10 protein-coding genes are annotated in these 15,048 nt (G+C 52.1%); 5 read left to right on the top strand and 5 right to left on the bottom strand.

All coding sequences use genetic code 11. The features are described 5' to 3' along the window. The first annotated feature begins 46 nt into the window (after window positions 1–46). Genes U5L07_04255 through U5L07_04245 form a run of 3 tightly spaced genes read left to right on the top strand, consistent with a single transcriptional unit; the run spans window position 47 to window position 4,560 of the window. A complete protein-coding gene (locus tag U5L07_04255) occupies window positions 47–1,144 on the top strand; it encodes a hypothetical protein (protein MDZ7830944.1) in 1,098 nt (365 codons plus the stop codon). Between the two features lie 45 nt (window positions 1,145–1,189). Continuing rightward, window positions 1,190–2,488, top strand: coding sequence for an ATP-grasp domain-containing protein (locus U5L07_04250; GenBank protein ID MDZ7830943.1), 1,299 nt, complete (start codon window positions 1,190–1,192; stop codon window positions 2,486–2,488). Window positions 2,489–2,538: 50 nt separating this feature from the next. Continuing rightward, complete coding sequence (locus U5L07_04245) at window positions 2,539–4,560, top strand: CocE/NonD family hydrolase (protein ID MDZ7830942.1); 2,022 nt, start codon at window positions 2,539–2,541, stop codon at window positions 4,558–4,560. Window positions 4,561–4,644: 84 nt separating this feature from the next. On the opposite strand, the gene U5L07_04240 is transcribed toward U5L07_04245, so the two are convergent. After that, window positions 4,645–5,826 carry a DUF4143 domain-containing protein gene (locus tag U5L07_04240; GenBank protein ID MDZ7830941.1) on the bottom strand — a complete coding sequence of 394 codons (1,182 nt, stop codon included), beginning with the start codon at window positions 5,824–5,826 and terminating at the stop codon, window positions 4,645–4,647. Between the two features lie 218 nt (window positions 5,827–6,044). On the opposite strand from U5L07_04240, the gene U5L07_04235 reads away from it, so the two are divergent. Further along, window positions 6,045–6,662 (top strand): TetR/AcrR family transcriptional regulator, encoded by a 618-nt coding sequence (locus U5L07_04235; GenBank protein MDZ7830940.1) that lies wholly within the window; start codon window positions 6,045–6,047, stop codon window positions 6,660–6,662. 175 nt (window positions 6,663–6,837) lie between these two features. On the opposite strand, the gene U5L07_04230 is transcribed toward U5L07_04235, so the two are convergent. From U5L07_04230 to U5L07_04215, 4 genes are read right to left on the bottom strand one after another with little or no spacing between them, the layout of a single operon-like run. Further along, window positions 6,838–7,221 (bottom strand): HepT-like ribonuclease domain-containing protein, encoded by a 384-nt coding sequence (locus U5L07_04230; GenBank protein ID MDZ7830939.1) that lies wholly within the window; start codon window positions 7,219–7,221, stop codon window positions 6,838–6,840. Further along, window positions 7,214–7,504 carry a nucleotidyltransferase domain-containing protein gene (locus U5L07_04225; protein MDZ7830938.1) on the bottom strand — a complete coding sequence of 97 codons (291 nt, stop codon included), beginning with the start codon at window positions 7,502–7,504 and terminating at the stop codon, window positions 7,214–7,216. The genes U5L07_04230 and U5L07_04225 overlap by 8 nt, the downstream gene beginning before the upstream one ends. Window positions 7,505–7,559: 55 nt before the next feature. Then, on the bottom strand, window positions 7,560–10,538 hold the full coding sequence (locus U5L07_04220; GenBank protein ID MDZ7830937.1) for a DEAD/DEAH box helicase family protein: 2,979 nt from the start codon (window positions 10,536–10,538) through the stop codon (window positions 7,560–7,562). A gap of 54 nt (window positions 10,539–10,592) precedes the next feature. Continuing rightward, the gene (locus tag U5L07_04215; GenBank protein ID MDZ7830936.1) at window positions 10,593–12,827 is read right to left on the bottom strand and encodes a vitamin B12-dependent ribonucleotide reductase; all 2,235 of its coding nucleotides are present in this window, start codon (window positions 12,825–12,827) and stop codon (window positions 10,593–10,595) included. 157 nt (window positions 12,828–12,984) lie between these two features. Between U5L07_04215 and U5L07_04210 the strand changes: the two genes are divergently transcribed. Further along, entirely contained in the window at window positions 12,985–14,895 is a 1,911-nt protein-coding gene (locus U5L07_04210) for an ATP-binding cassette domain-containing protein (GenBank protein ID MDZ7830935.1), read from the top strand. Window positions 14,896–15,048 lie beyond the last annotated feature (153 nt).

Raw genomic sequence — 15,048 nt, 5'->3', positions numbered from 1 at the left:
GCCGGATGGATAATTTCCTTAAAACTAGTATAACAGGAAAAACACCATGCAAACGATCTTACCCGCCTATACCCCGCCGGACTTCTCCTGTCCGGAGCTGAAAAATGCACCGGCCGCCCGGTTCAAACCCGCTATCACAGACGGCGTGGTTCCGGCAGATTTTCACGGGACATCGAACTACCCGGAATATGTCCACATGGGCGGCGGATCGTGGCTTCTGGCCCCGGAAAGCCGGATGGATGCGGTTCTGGTTCTGCGGGACGAAGCTCTGGATGTGATTGAGCCCAGAAATGTCCGGCAGGGTGACTTGGTGGCAATTGGACGCACGGAAAACGGCGAGGAAGGCATCTATGTCCATACGAGCGGTTTTGACCCGCCCGGCGGACAAACGACCGACAAGTTCTCCTTCCGGACCCGGGGAACCCGGGAAACCCCCTTTTCCCGGTCTTACGACGATTTGTACCGGATTTTGCAGCACGACCGGGACAACGGCTATATCAGCTGGGTTCTGGGCCCGGCGGTTGCCTTTGACAAGGACAGCCGAGAGGCTATGCAGGGGATGATCGAGAGCGGGTACTGCCACGCCCTGCTGGCCGGAAACGCCCTGGCCACCCATGACCTGGAAGCCGCCTATTTTCGCACCGCCCTGGGCCAGGACATCTATTCCCAGCACCTGCTGCCCATGGGCCATTACAATCATCTGGATCTACTGAACGAAGTACGCAGGAGAGGCTCCATCGCAAAGGCCATAGAAGAGCTGAACCTGACCGACGGCATCATGTATGCCTGCGAAAAGCACCATGTGCCATATGTCCTTGCCGGATCCATTCGGGATGACGGCCCGCTGCCGGAAGTGATTCCGGATGCGTATCGGTCCCAGGACGCCATGCGCTTTCATGCCCGCAAATCGACAACCGTGATCGCCATGGCCACGCAGCTTCACGCCATCGCATTCGGTAACATGATACCCAGCTACCACGTCATGGACGACCGGACGATCCGGCCCGTTTATCTCTATATCGTGGACATGACCGAATTCAGCGCGGACAAGTTGGCCAATCGCGGCTCCGCCCAGGCAGTGGCCATTTTGACCAACGTCCAGGATTTTATGGTCAACCTGTGGAACAACTTCAAAAAACAATGATCCCACAAAGAAAATTCCCTTTCATGCACCCGGAGAAAAAAATCCATGCCCCATAAACACGTCTTTCTGATCGGGCTGACCGATTCGGACCTGGCCCGGCTCAAATCCATCCGCAATGCCGAACGCTACGTCTTTTACGGCGTCCTGGATCCGGACGAAATTCTGGAGACCTACGATTTCCCCGTCAAGGACATGCTGGCGCGCGCCGAAGCGCAGCTTCGCCGGTGGGAAACCGAATCCGGTAAAACCATCGACGGCATCGGTGCTTACCTGGACTTTCCGGTGAGCACCATGCTTCCTTTACTCTGCGCCCGGCTTGGCAAGCGCGGCCCCACACTGGAGAGTCTCCTGAAGTGCGAGCACAAGTACTGGGGCCGTCTGGTGCAAAAGGAGGTAATCCCCCAGCACATTCCCCGGTTTCAGGTTTTTGACCCATTTGACGACAGTGCCTGGGAAAATATCGGCCTGAAAGAACCCTTCTGGATCAAACCGATTAAGGCCTGCGGCTCCATGCTGGGTTTTTATATCGAAAACCAAAAGCAGTTTGAAGAGGCGATAGTGCAGGTCCGAAGCCAGATTCATCTGATTTCCGAACCGTTTACCTATATTTTGCAACAGGCAAAGCTTCCAGAGTCGATAACCGATGTTGAAAGCCATTTCTTCCTGGCCGAAAGCATCATCAACGGCTGGCAGTGCACCCTGGAGGGATATGTACTGGACGGAGACATCCAGCCGCTGGGTTTTGTCGATTCACTGCGCTACGAAAACGGCATCAGTTTTTTCCGATACGAATACCCGTCGGTGCTGCCGGATGCAGTTCAGGGACAAATGGTGGCCATTGCAAAAACGGTCATCGCTCATACCGGGCTGGACAACTGCGCCTTTAATATTGAATTTTTCTGGAACCTGGAGCAGGATAGAATCTGGCTTCTGGAAATCAATCCCCGGGTTTCCCAGTCGCATAGTGATATTTTCGAAAAGGTGGACGGACAGTCCAACCAGCAGGCAACGGTACGGGTGGCCTGCGGGGAAAAACCCGATTTCCCGCGCCGCAAGGGGCAATTTTCGTGTGCGGCGAAATTCTTCTGGCGCATTTTCTCCGGCGACGCCCGGGTTACCCGGGTGCCAACGGATGAGGAAATCAAAAGGGTGGAAAAGCGCTATCCGGGGACGGTCGTCCACCCGCAGATTAAAGAAGGAATGAAGCTCTCCGATCTGCTGGAGCAGGACAGCTACAGCTATGCCATCTGCCACCTGTTCATCGGCGGCCGGGATCGAAAAGCGCTTCTTGATACGTACGTGCGTTGCACGGAGATGCTGCCTTTCGAATTTGCTCCGATCTGAACCGCTTGCCTGTTTTTTTTCAATAACCAGCGCACCAGAGGAAGGTTTGCGTGAAAACTGTCGATTCTTTTCCCCGGCCGGTCCGGGAGATAATAAACGAATGGATCCCCCTGTCCGACGGGTGCCGCCTGGCCGCCCGTATCCGGCTGCCGGAAGATGCGCTGCAGCACCCGGTCCCCGCGATCCTGGAATACATTCCCTACCGCAAAAACGATCTGACCGCCGAGCGCGACGAGCGGACCCATACCTACATGGCCGGCCACGGCTATGCCTGCGTTCGCGTCGATTTGCGCGGTTCCGGAGAATCCGAAGGAATTCTGCGCGATGAATACCTTCAGCAGGAGCTCGACGACGGCGTGGAGGTCATCCGATGGATTGCAAACCAGCCCTGGTGCACCGGGTCGGTCGGCATGATGGGCATCTCCTGGGGCGGATTCAACGCGCTGCAGATCGCCGCCCTGCAGCCGCCCGAACTGAAGGCCGTCATCACGGTCTGCTCCACGGATGACCGGTACGCGGATGATGTGCATCACATGGGCGGATGCCTCCTGGGCGACAATCTGTCCTGGGCGTCGACCATGTTCAGCCACAACGCCTGTCCGCCCGATCCGCTGCTGGTAGGAGAGTCATGGCGGGACATGTGGATGGAGCGGCTTGAAAAAAACGGCTTGTGGCTGGCCGGGTGGCTAAAGCACCAGCGGCGCGACGGTTTCTGGAAGCACGGTTCGGTCTGTGAAGACTACAGCGCCATCCAATGTCCGGTGATGGCCGTGAGCGGCTGGGCTGACGGGTATTCCAACGCGGTTTTCCGACTCTTGGCCAACCTGGACGTTCCCCGCAAGGGGCTCATCGGTCCGTGGAGCCACCTGTATCCGCACATGGGCCATCCCGGCCCGGCCATCGGCTTTCTGCAGGAAGCGATTCGCTGGTGGGACACCTGGCTCAAGGGAGAGGAGACCGGGATCATGGAAGAGCCTATGCTCCGGGCCTGGATGCAGGAGAGCGTGCCGCCGACCACGGACTACGACTACCGGCCGGGCCGCTGGGTTGCGGAGACCGCGTGGCCGGGCAAAAACATATCCACGCAGGTGCTTCATCTGGGGTTTGTCTGGCTCGGCCCGGAGGAAAAAACCGGGGAAAGCATTCCCTTGTCGGTTCAGTCTCCGCTTAGCGTGGGCCTTTTTGCGGGCAAATGGTGCTCCTATGCCGCGCCGCCGGACCTTCCCCACGACCAGCGCGATGAGGACGGCGGCGCGCTGGTCTTTGACTCCGATCCGCTCGAAGCAGACATGGAGATCCTGGGTCCGCCTGTGGCGGATCTGGAGCTTTCCGCAAACAAACCCGTGGCCATGATCGCCGTGCGCCTGTCCGACATCCTGCCGGACGACAAGGCCACCCGGGTGACCTACGGCCTGCTCAACCTGACCCACAGGAACGGGCATGACAATCCGCAGCCCCTGGAGCCCGGAAAACGCTACCGGATCCGGTTGCAGCTAAACGATATCGCCCAGAAATTCCCTGCCGGCAACCGCATCCGCCTGGCGGTTTCCACGGTTTACTGGCCCCTGGCGTGGCCTTCGCCCGAACCGGCGCGGATCACCATATACACGAAAACCAGCCGGCTGCTCCTGCCTGTGCGAAAAAAAGATCCGAAAGACGAAGAGCTCCGGCCGTTCGGACCGCCCGAGGGCGCCCCGCCGCCACGAAAGTCTCTTATCCAGCCCACCCGGCAGTCCTGGACAGTGATCCGCAACCTGGCCAAAGACGAATCCCGGCTCGAAGTCATCAACGACGAGGGGGTATACCGCCTGGATGACATCGACCTTGAGATCGCTGCGAAAGTCGAGGAAAACTACGTTTTCGCCGACGACAATTACGCCTCGCTTCGGGGAGAGACACGGTGGGTGCGGCGATTTAAACGGGGCGAGTGGGAAGTGCGGACGGTTGCCCGCACCCTTCTGACATCCGACCCAACTTATTTCCATATCCGGGCCGAACTCGACGCCTGGGAAGGCGATAGCCGTATCTTCAGCCGGAGCTGGGACGAACGCATATTGCGCGATCTGCTTTAAATATGGATTTTTCCATTATAAATGGGTGTGCTGTCCCCCGGATTTGTGAACCCAAAACATCCACAATTTGATGATTAAAAAACCTCAGGAACCGGACGTTAAATGGTGGACATCGCGCCATGAGATGATATGCGCTTTGGATCGTTTCTGGTTTGCATCACCCCCATAGACAACGTGCTTTCTGACAGAGGCATTTGCTGCCGGGCTTTTTAGGCGCTCCGAAAAAAGCTCAAGATTCTTGAAGAAATCTTCCGATACGGTAGCCCCGGATTTGATTTCTACAGCATCCATGCCGCCAGCCTGTTCAATGAGCATGTCGATTTCAACGCCTCGTGTCTCCCGGTAGTGAAAAATGCGTGGCTGACCACCAGTGTGCACACAGGTTTTAAAAATTTCGGACACAACCCAGCTTTCGAAAATCGCTCCCCTCAACGGGTGATGGCGAAGCTGCTCAGGCTCTCGGATGCCAAGAAGATAACATGTCAGTCCGCTGTCAAAGAAATGCAGTTTGGACGCCTTGACGACCTGTTTTCGGATATTCGCGTGCCAGGCGGGCAGCCGGTGAACAATATAGCTGGTTTCCAGAACAGATAGCCAGGAACGGATCGTGTTGTGAGAAATACCGGCATCACTTCCAAGCGCCGATAGATTGATTTCCTGGGCGCTACGTCCTGAGCAGAGTTTAAGGAAACCCGAAAAGACCTGAAGGTCCCCGATATTCACCACCTGGCGAGCGTCGCGTTGGATGTATGTGGTGGTGTAATCGGCCAACCACTGATGGGCCGGGATATTCTGATCGTAAATTCTGGGATAAGCCCCTTGCCAGAGAGTGGTAAACAAATCTTCCGGTGAATTCGGAAATGCTTGAAGTTCTTTATAACTGGGCGGCAAGAGGGCTAATATGCCGCAGCGCCCGGCAAGGGACTGGGAAATTGATTGTGACAGGCTGAAATGCTGCGATCCGGTCATAATAAATCGGCCGGGTTCAGGGCGTGCATCTATATCACTTTGAAGATAGCTCAGCAGGTCAGGGGCTTGTTGGATCTCATCTATTATAGCTCCGTCGGCATGTTCTGCAAGAAATCCCCTGGGATCCTTGATTGCAAATTCTCGTATATCCAATGCTTCCAGTGAAACGTAGGGTTTGTTTGGAAATGTCATTTGACACAAGGTGGTTTTGCCCGACTGGCGCGGCCCCGTAACCACTACTGAAGGGTAATAGCTCGAGAGTTCGTTTAATTTGCTTTGCAGGGTGCGGGGTATCATGTGGGTCAAATTATAAAGTTATGCATAATTTGTCAATTGAAATTACAAATTATGCATAGATTTATAGTGGCTGCTTTTTAAGGGCCGGCTAAAATACCGGCAAGAATCCAGTTAAGAAAAGCCGGCAGGCCAAATAAAAAACTTGACCGGGAACGATTATTTAATTATTTTTAGGTTGGTCAACCAAACTAAAAATAATTGAGTCAGCAAAGGTAATCATGGCCAGAAAATCCCAAGCCCCCCAGAAGCGGGAGCAGATCGCCTGGGCGCTGTTTGACTGCCTGGCGGAAAACGGGCACGAAAATATAACCATAAAGCGCATTGCCGCCAGGGCGGGCATGCCCCACGGGGTCATCCACTATTATTTTGAAAAAAAGGACGACATCGTAAACGCCCTGGTGGAGGCACTCACCGCCCTTTACCAGGAAAAATTTCAAAGTTTTCTGGAATCCGGAAAAGAAGGCAGCGGCGACAATCTGGAAAAGATGCTCCACTCTCTCGTGGAGGCCTTTGTCTTTGACAGACGGCTGAACAGGGTTTTTTATAACCTGGTGCAGATGGGCTTCGAGCGCCGGGGGGTGAGCGCGCCCCTGCGCCGCCTGCTTGACGCCTACCGGGCAAATATAGGCGACATGTTTGCACAGGCCGGGGCAGGGGAGCAAAGCGGCCCGCTTTCCATGATGGTAGTGGCTGTTATAGAAGGGCTGGCTCTGCAATGGATGATCGATCCAGACGCATTTGACCGGCAGGAGGTCTGGGATACAGCGGGCAGAGTGCGGGATGTCATAAAAAGCAGTCTGTCCGCAGGCCCGGAAGATAATCAGGCAGTGTCCTGACAGGGTTCTCTTTGGTTCGGACTGGCCTTTCGGCAATCAAGGGCCATCTATAAAATCCGTGAAGCTTGCCTGCAGGAACGACAAGCCCCTTGCGAACCGGATACTCTACGATAACGCGGCAGAGCTTTTCGGGTTAAGGTGAGAACGGGAAGGCGGCCTGAGAAGGCACCTGATTTCAAGGGGAATTAACTTCCAAATCCTCAATTATTCGTTCTATAGTGCACTCAAGATTTTTCATGTGCTTATCGCAGACAATGAAAATTGCTTCTTCATTTACATCAAAATAATGATGGCTGATAATGTCGCGGAGCGCCTTGGCCTTTGTCCAGTCAATTTGAGGATAATTGGGCAGAAGTTTTTTGTCAGTGACTTTATCGAGATTTTTTAGTCCTTCTCCAATAGCAATCAGCTGCATACAGATAGCGTCGAATTTTTCAAGGCCGGATTCGGATAAAACAAAATCACTCGGTGATTGGATTGGTTCAAAGCGACGTAAAACTTTTTGTGTGGCCTTTAGAATCTGCGATAAAATTTCAGTGACCAATCCAGGGTCATACATAGACCGCCTCATTATCGATTTTTTTCCGAAGGTAGGGATTCATTCTGTTTCTGTAGCTCACAACATCGACATGTCGTTTGAGTCTATCTTCAAGGTCTTGTTTAATTCCGATAAGGTTGAATAAATCCTGGTCATCAAGAACCACGACAATATCTACATCGCTTTCTCTGTTTATTGTATTTCTTGCATAAGATCCGAATATACCTATCTTTTTTATTCGGTATGTATCTTTTGTCTGGTTATGAAATTCGCTGATGGCGGTTAAAATATCGCGCTTATCCATTGTTCAGATTCCTGCAGTTTGCGGGTAAGAAAATTCAAAGAGGTTTTCAGTTCTGTTACCAATTTCCTTTCAATATAGATATATCCATCTGAATTGTCAATTGATTCATTTCCGCCGCCCCGATCTTTTTTATCAGCTCATTTGCAATATTCGGGCTCTCGATTCGCATCATGCTTTCCTGAGCATTGCCGTAACTTAAAAGATTGATGCTGCCATACCAGATGATGCTTTGATCCATTATGGCAAATTTTTGATGGATGTTTGATTTAAAAGCAATCCTGATATCATTCTGTTGCAAAAGATCCAGGGCATTATCCAAAGCTGCCTGGTCCTTTTCCTTGAAATCCGTTTTGGGTCTTGTCACAACGATCACGCCGGCTTTTTTGCCGGATGCGGTTTTAAGATATTGAAGCATTTGTAATGTTCTTCTTTTGCGCACAAAGGGACTGACAATGACGATTTCCTTCTTGGCATTAACAATGTCGTTGCTGAAAATCGGCATGAAGTTGTCATTGTCATAAATAATATCCGGAGAATCTGATTGGAATTCTCCGCCTTTTGCCATATATCCCATGGAAGCATAGCCGGTGAGGCGTTTCTGGTACATCTTTTCAAGCATCTTCACGTGTATGTCTACATAATCATAGATCTGCACTTCTTTTTTATTTGCAAACAACCGGTGAAGCCTTCCGGCATATTGTTGCAGTGTGCCTTTCCATGATATGGGCATGGCTAAAAATAATGTATCAAGACGCGCTTCGTCGAAACCCTCCCCGATATAGTGCCCTGTGGCCACCAAAATGAGATTCTTATCCACCGGCATATCGGCAATTTGTTGGAAAGCCGCTTTAATTGCCTTTTTCCCCATTTTCCCAGTGAGCTTGACGACATCAGGGACTTTTTCCCTTAATTTTTCGGACAAAAGCTCAACATGTGCCGTTCTTAATGTCAAAACAAGGCAGTTTCTGCCATCATTATAGCAGCTTAGCACATCTTCAATGATGAATTGATTGCGGATTTCATTTTCTGCAATCTCAGAATACAGCTCTTGAATGGTCAAGTCTTTCCCGTCATTATCCAATGGCATTCTAAAGGATGTAAACCTTGGAACGATGAAATGCTCAAAGGGTCTTTTTTGGGCTTGTTTTTTGGCATTGTCCCGAAAGCGAATGGGACCGCATTGCATGAACAGAATCGGGTGGTGGCCGTCTTTTCTGGTGGGTGTCGCGGTTAAGCCATAGATGTATTTGGCATTCGCGGCTTTAAGAATTTTTTCATAAGTAAAGGCGGATGCATGGTGGCATTCATCAGCAATGAGCATCCCGTAATTTTTTATACATTCATGCACGTCTTCCGGTCGGCTGACAGATTGCATGACTGCGATATCCACTATTCCGGTTAAGGTGTTCTTGCCGCCGCCCAGTTGTCCGATGAGGCTTCTCTTTTTCTTTCTCCCGCTTTTTTTCTTTGCCGAAGGTTCCGGTTCCGGCAAAGCCTCATTGATGCTTAAGAATTCTAATAAACGCTTCTCCCACTGTTTCAGCAGATTGACTTTATCAACCAGGATCAAGGTATTGACTTTCTTTTCGGCAATGAGTTTGATCGCCGCAACGGTCTTGCCAAAAGCGGTTGTGCCTGACAGAATTCCCATCTCATGACTCAACAGTTGATCAACGGCCAATACCTGTTCATCTCTCAATCGGCCTTTGAAAGTCACGTCAATGGGACTGCCGCTGTTGGTTTTGTCCGTAAAACGAACATCAATCTTATATTCATCAAGCATCGCTTTCAATTCAGCTTCACAGCCGCGGGGCAGACAAAGATAGCCCGATCTCTCATCAGCGCAGGAAATAACACGAGGGTGTCCATAAGTTGACATTCTCATGGCCTGCTTCTTATAGAACTGCGGATTTTTAAAGGATGCCAATCTTTTCAGGCGATTCAGCGCCCTTTGGGAGATGTCCGCCTTGGGAATGTACAGCATATTGGCTTTCACAACTTCAATTTGCCGTGGGAAATCATTTTTATTCAATATGACTTTGGGTGGTGTTTCCCAGGGTTTTTGCGCTTCTTCTTCGTCGGCTTTCAATACGCCCAGTTCATCACCTTGGCACAGTTTGGATATGAGGTTTTCAACCCGCGCTTGAGAAAGTCTCTCAATGCCGGACAAAAAAGCCCATTGGTCGTCATAGGATTGAAAGTTTTCATCAACAAATTCACTGTTTCTTTCTTTTCTCGCAGCTTTTTGAAGAGGCAGCGCAATCAGATTCCCCAAACCGCCTTTTGGCATTGTGTCCTGGCTGGGAAAAAACCGATCATAGGACCTGAATTTGATTTCATGCCGCCTGTTCATCGAAAAGGTGAGCAGGGCGGCACCGAATTTTCTTGCCAGAGACGCAGGAAGCCGATCCTCAAAAAAGAACCACATATGCCCGCCGTCACCTGATCGGGATCGTTCAACAGCAACCGGAATATCGTGTTCCGCACAAACATCCCTTACAATCAAAATATCCTTTTGCCAGTCGCCTTCATCAAAATCGATCGCCAGAAAATGACATGTCTCATCTGAAAGCAAAGGATATATCCCGACGATAACATGGCCTCTCAAATGGTCTTCTATGACAGTTTCATCCAGAGGCGCATACGATCGGTTGGCGCATTTTGAACAGGGTATTTTTGGCTTGCCGCACAATCCGGGCTGCCACTGGTTTAAACAGACGGGCGAATAGCCGGAAGTGCCCTTATTTTTGTTTTTCCATCTCCTGGCATATACGTCATCCCGCCCCTTAAAAAGCGACATAAAAAGTCTTATTTTATCGGCAGAATCAGAAAGATTGTTGACGGTGGGAGCCAGAAAGTTGTCCGTTATTTCCTTATCAGATCCGCTTCTGTCGACGCATATTGTCTTTTTACTTTCTGACGTCTGAATATTGCTGGCGCGGGTCAGCCTTTTCAAGCTTTCATTTTCATCTCTCAAAAGCTGATTTTCGGTCAGCAGAAGCTTATATTTCTTTAATAATTGATCATAGTCCATGAGCGGAATATATCTGTGAAAAACAGCAATGGTCAAGGATCAAGGCTGTAAAATCTATGCACAGTCGCTATAACCGCAGACCTTGCAGACGCTGCATCCCCCTTCATGAACCATCATGCCGCCGCAATCAGGGCAGGCCCCCTTGACCGGGGTAAAATTTTTCTGGACCACCCCATAGCCGTTGGCGGCCATGTGCTCCTCAATCGCTTTGGCCACTGCATCAGCACAAGAGAGCACCTTGTTTTTTCCAAAACCAGCCGGGGAATGGCAGGAGATACCTTTAAGCTGACCAATGATGTAGCGGGCTTCAATACCGCTTCTCCAGGCCAATGAAACCATTCGGCCGATTGCTTCACTCTGGGAGGCCGCACACCCGCCGGCCTTTCCCATGGTGGTAAAAAGTTCAAAAAGACCCTCATGATCCTCATTGATGGTGATATAAATGGGGCCGCATCCGGTTTGCATTTGATGGGTCCACCCCTTGAGAATTTTGGGGCGCTTTCGTTTGGGGCGCTGTATAAGATTTTGTTTTTCTTCCTCTGTCGGCTTAGCCTCGCTTGCCATTGATCCGGTTGATAAAACCTGCTTGTCGCGGGACCCATCCCGGTAAATGGTGACCCCCTTGCATCCAAGCTGCCAGGCCAACTCATAGACGCTGCCCACGTCGTCCATGGTTGCTTTCTTTGAAAAATTAACGGTTTTGCTGACAGCATTATCCGTATGTTTTTGAAACGCCGCCTGCATTCGGATGTGCATTTCCGGTGATATGTCATGCGCCGTGGCAAAAATTTGCCGGATATCCTCGGGAATTTCGGCGTTATCCCTCACCCCGCCGCTAACAGCGATCTTCTCCATAAGCTCGGGGCTATAAAAGCCCTGCGCCTTTGCTATTTTTTCAAAAAGGGGATGGACCTCGACCAACACATCATCATCCATGACCTGGCGGATATAAGAGACAGCGAAAAGCGGTTCAACGCCGGATGAGGAATTGGCGATAATGGAAAGGGTGCCTGTGGGGGCGATGGTGGTGACAGTGGCATTTCGGATCGGGGCATCGCCTCTTTTTTCAAAAACAGAGCCTGAGAAATTCGGAAAGGCCCCCCGCTGCTCGGCCAGCTGTTGGGAGGCCGCATGGGCTTCATCATTAATGAATTTCATCAATTTCTCAGCCAGTTCAATGGCTTCTTCCGTATCGTATGGCATTTGCAGCTGGATGAGCATATCAGCCCAGCCCATGACACCCAGGCCGATTTTACGGTTTCCCATGGTCATTCGGGCAATTTCAGGCAGGGGATAGCGATTGACCTCGACCACGTTATCCAGAAAGCGCACGCCGGTTTGGATAACCGTTTTCAGGCGCTCCCAGTCAATTGCCCCGTCTCTGACCATCTTTCCGAGATTGATCGAGCCCAGGTTACAGGATTCGTATGGGAGGAGCGGCTGTTCGCCGCAGGGATTGGTTGATTCGATTTCTCCGATATGGGGCGTTGGGTTATTGCGATTCAAGCGATCCAGAAACACGATGCCCGGTTCTCCGTTTTCCCAGGCCTGGGCCACGATTTTTTCGAATACAACGCGCGCATTCAGGGTGCCCACGATTTCGCCGTCTCTTGGATTTATGAGATTATAATTTTCCTCGCTTTTTACAGCTTCCATGAAAACTTCGGTGAGCCCAACAGAAATATTGAAATTATTGAGTTGTTCTTTGTCCGTCTTGCACGTGATAAAATCCATGATATCCGGGTGATCGACACGGAGGATGGCCATGTTTGCCCCCCGCCGGGTACCGCCCTGTTTTATGGTTTCAGTGGCCATGTCAAACACCTTCATGAATGAGAGGGGGCCGCTGGAGACCCCGGTGGTGCTTTTAACCACATCGTTGGCCGGCCGAAGCCTTGAAAAAGAAAAGCCCGTTCCGCCGCCTGATTTGTGAATCAATGCCGTATGCTTGACCGCATCGAAGATTTCTTCCATTGAATCGCCTACCGGCAGCACAAAGCAGGCGGACAGCTGGCCCAGTTCCCGCCCCGCATTCATGAGGGTGGGCGAGTTTGGCAGAAATTCGAGGCCGGCCATTATCGTGTAAAATTGTTCGGCAAGCCCGGCCGTATCGGCCGCCTCGTCAAATTTAAGGTCCGCTGAAGCCACGGTGTCAGCCACCCGCTTGAACATATCAGCGGGTTTTTCAAGAATTTTTCCGTCTAAATCTCGTTTCAGATAACGCCGTTCCAATACGGTCTTCGCGTTTTGACGCAACTCCGGCTGAAACGCAAAACTTTGCTGGTCCATAAATGAGTCCCTCCGTAACAAGCATATCAATTGAACAATCAGTAAAAGTCTTTTAGCATTTTATATATATTATGTTAATTGATAACTTTAATCTCTTATGATGCGAAACGGGATAAATGCAAAACAATTCAAATCATAATCACGGACATTTCAAATAATGGCATTGATCGGAATGAAAGACGTCTCATGGGGGTTCGGCGGAACCCCTTTGATCGACGGCGTCACCTTTCATATTGAAAAAGGACAGCGGGTCTGCCTCCTGGGTCGCAACGGCGCGGGCAAATCGAGCCTGTTCAAGCTGCTGCAGGGCGAAATGTCACCGGACAGCGGCGAAGTCTGGCGGCAGCAAGGGGTGACTGTGGCCGAGCTTGCCCAGGACGTGCCGCCGGGATTTGACGGTACCATTTTCGACGTGGTGGCCGGCGGCCTCGGCGAAAATGGGGAGGCCATCGCCGAAATCCGCCGGCTGAACCAAAACGCCCTGCCGGAAGCTGACGGCGATGTTGCCGCCAACCAGACGGCGCTCCAGCACCGGCTCGAAGCCGACGGCGGCTGGGAGTTGCAGCGGCATATCGAGAGCGTGCTGACGCGTACCCAGCTCGAACCGGAAGCCCCTTTTGCCACACTTTCAGCAGGCATGAAGCGGCGGGTCCTGTTTGCCCGGGCCTTGGCGCAGGACCCGGACGTGCTGCTTCTCGACGAACCCACCAACCACCTCGACGTGGCCGCCATTGAATGGATGGAAGCGTTTATCGGCAAAAACATTAAAACCCTGTGGTTTATCACCCACGACCGCGCGTTTTTAAAAAATCTCGCCAACCGCATCATGGAATTGGACCGGGGCCGCCTGGTGGCCTATGACTGCGACTATGAAACCTACCTCGAGCGCCGGCAGGCGGCCATGGAAGCTGAGGAAAAGCAGCGGGCGGAGTTTGACAAAAAGCTCGCCAAGGAAGAATCCTGGGTCCGGCAGGGACTAAAAGCCCGCCGGAAAAGAAACGAGGGGCGGGTGCGGGCGCTTCAGAAAATGCGGGAGGCCCGGCGGGCGCGGCGCCGGGACATGGGCAACGTCAATCTGCAGGTCCAGCAGGCGGAGAAAACCGGCAAGCTGGTCATCGAAGCCCGCTCAATCCACGCGGCCGTTGACGGCTCTCAAGGCCGCATCCCCCTGATTTCCGATTTTTCAACCGTGACCATGCGCGGCGACCGCGTCGGCATCATCGGCCCCAACGGGGCGGGCAAGACCACGCTGTTAAACATTCTGCTGAAACAGGCGGCACCGGATGACGGCCGCGTCCGGCATGGCACCGGGCTGCAGGTGGCCAGTTTCGATCAGCTCAGGGCCGGCCTGGACGAAAACCGGAGCGTTTTCGAAAACATCGGCGAAGGCAATGACTTTATCATCTTCAACGGGGAAAAGCGGCACGTGATCAGCTACCTCAAGGACTTTCTGTTTACGGCCGAACGATGCCGCACCCCCGTGCATATCCTCTCCGGCGGGGAAAAAAACCGGCTGCTGCTCGCGCGCCTGTTTACCCGGCCGGCCAACGTCCTTGTCATGGACGAACCCACCAATGATTTAGATATTGAGACCCTGGACCTGCTCGAAGACATGCTGTTTCATTTCAAGGGCACCGTGCTGCTGGTCAGCCACGACCGGGCGTTTTTAAACAACGTGGTTACCAGCACCATCGTTTTCGAGGGGGATGGGAAAGTGATCGAGTATGCGGGCGGCTACGACGACTGGCTGATTCAGCGCAAAAAGCGGGAAGAAGACATGCCGGCCGCCAAAACCGAAAAGGCGGCGGCAAAGCCCCCCCCCTCCGCCAAACCCAAGGCCAGCCGGCCGCCGAAACTCGGCTACAAGGAAAAGCATGAACTCGAAGCCCTGCCGGCGAAAATCGAGGAGATGGAAGCCGAGCATGACGCCCTCTATGCCCGAATGGCCGATCCGGAATTCTACAAAACCGACAAGGACGAAATCGCGCGGGTCAAATTCCGCATAGAGGAACTGGAAAAGGCGATCGAATACGCCTATGATCGGTGGGAGGCGCTGGAGCGTCGTTGACAGGGAGGTCGAATGGGCCCAAAACATCCTCAATTTGCGGCCGGATGCCAATATTTCTTGAGGCATATGACATTTGAAATGCGTTGAACAAACATCCCGATCCGTCTATAGTGATTAGTCATCGGCATGCACCGCGAAAACCGTCTCGGGGTG

It is taken from the genome of Desulfobacterales bacterium, from assembly GCA_034520365.1.
Lineage (GTDB): Bacteria > Desulfobacterota > Desulfobacteria > Desulfobacterales > Desulfosalsimonadaceae > M55B175.
The sequence above is the reverse complement of the archived record's forward strand: the minus strand, read 5'-3'. Positions and strand labels throughout refer to the sequence as shown.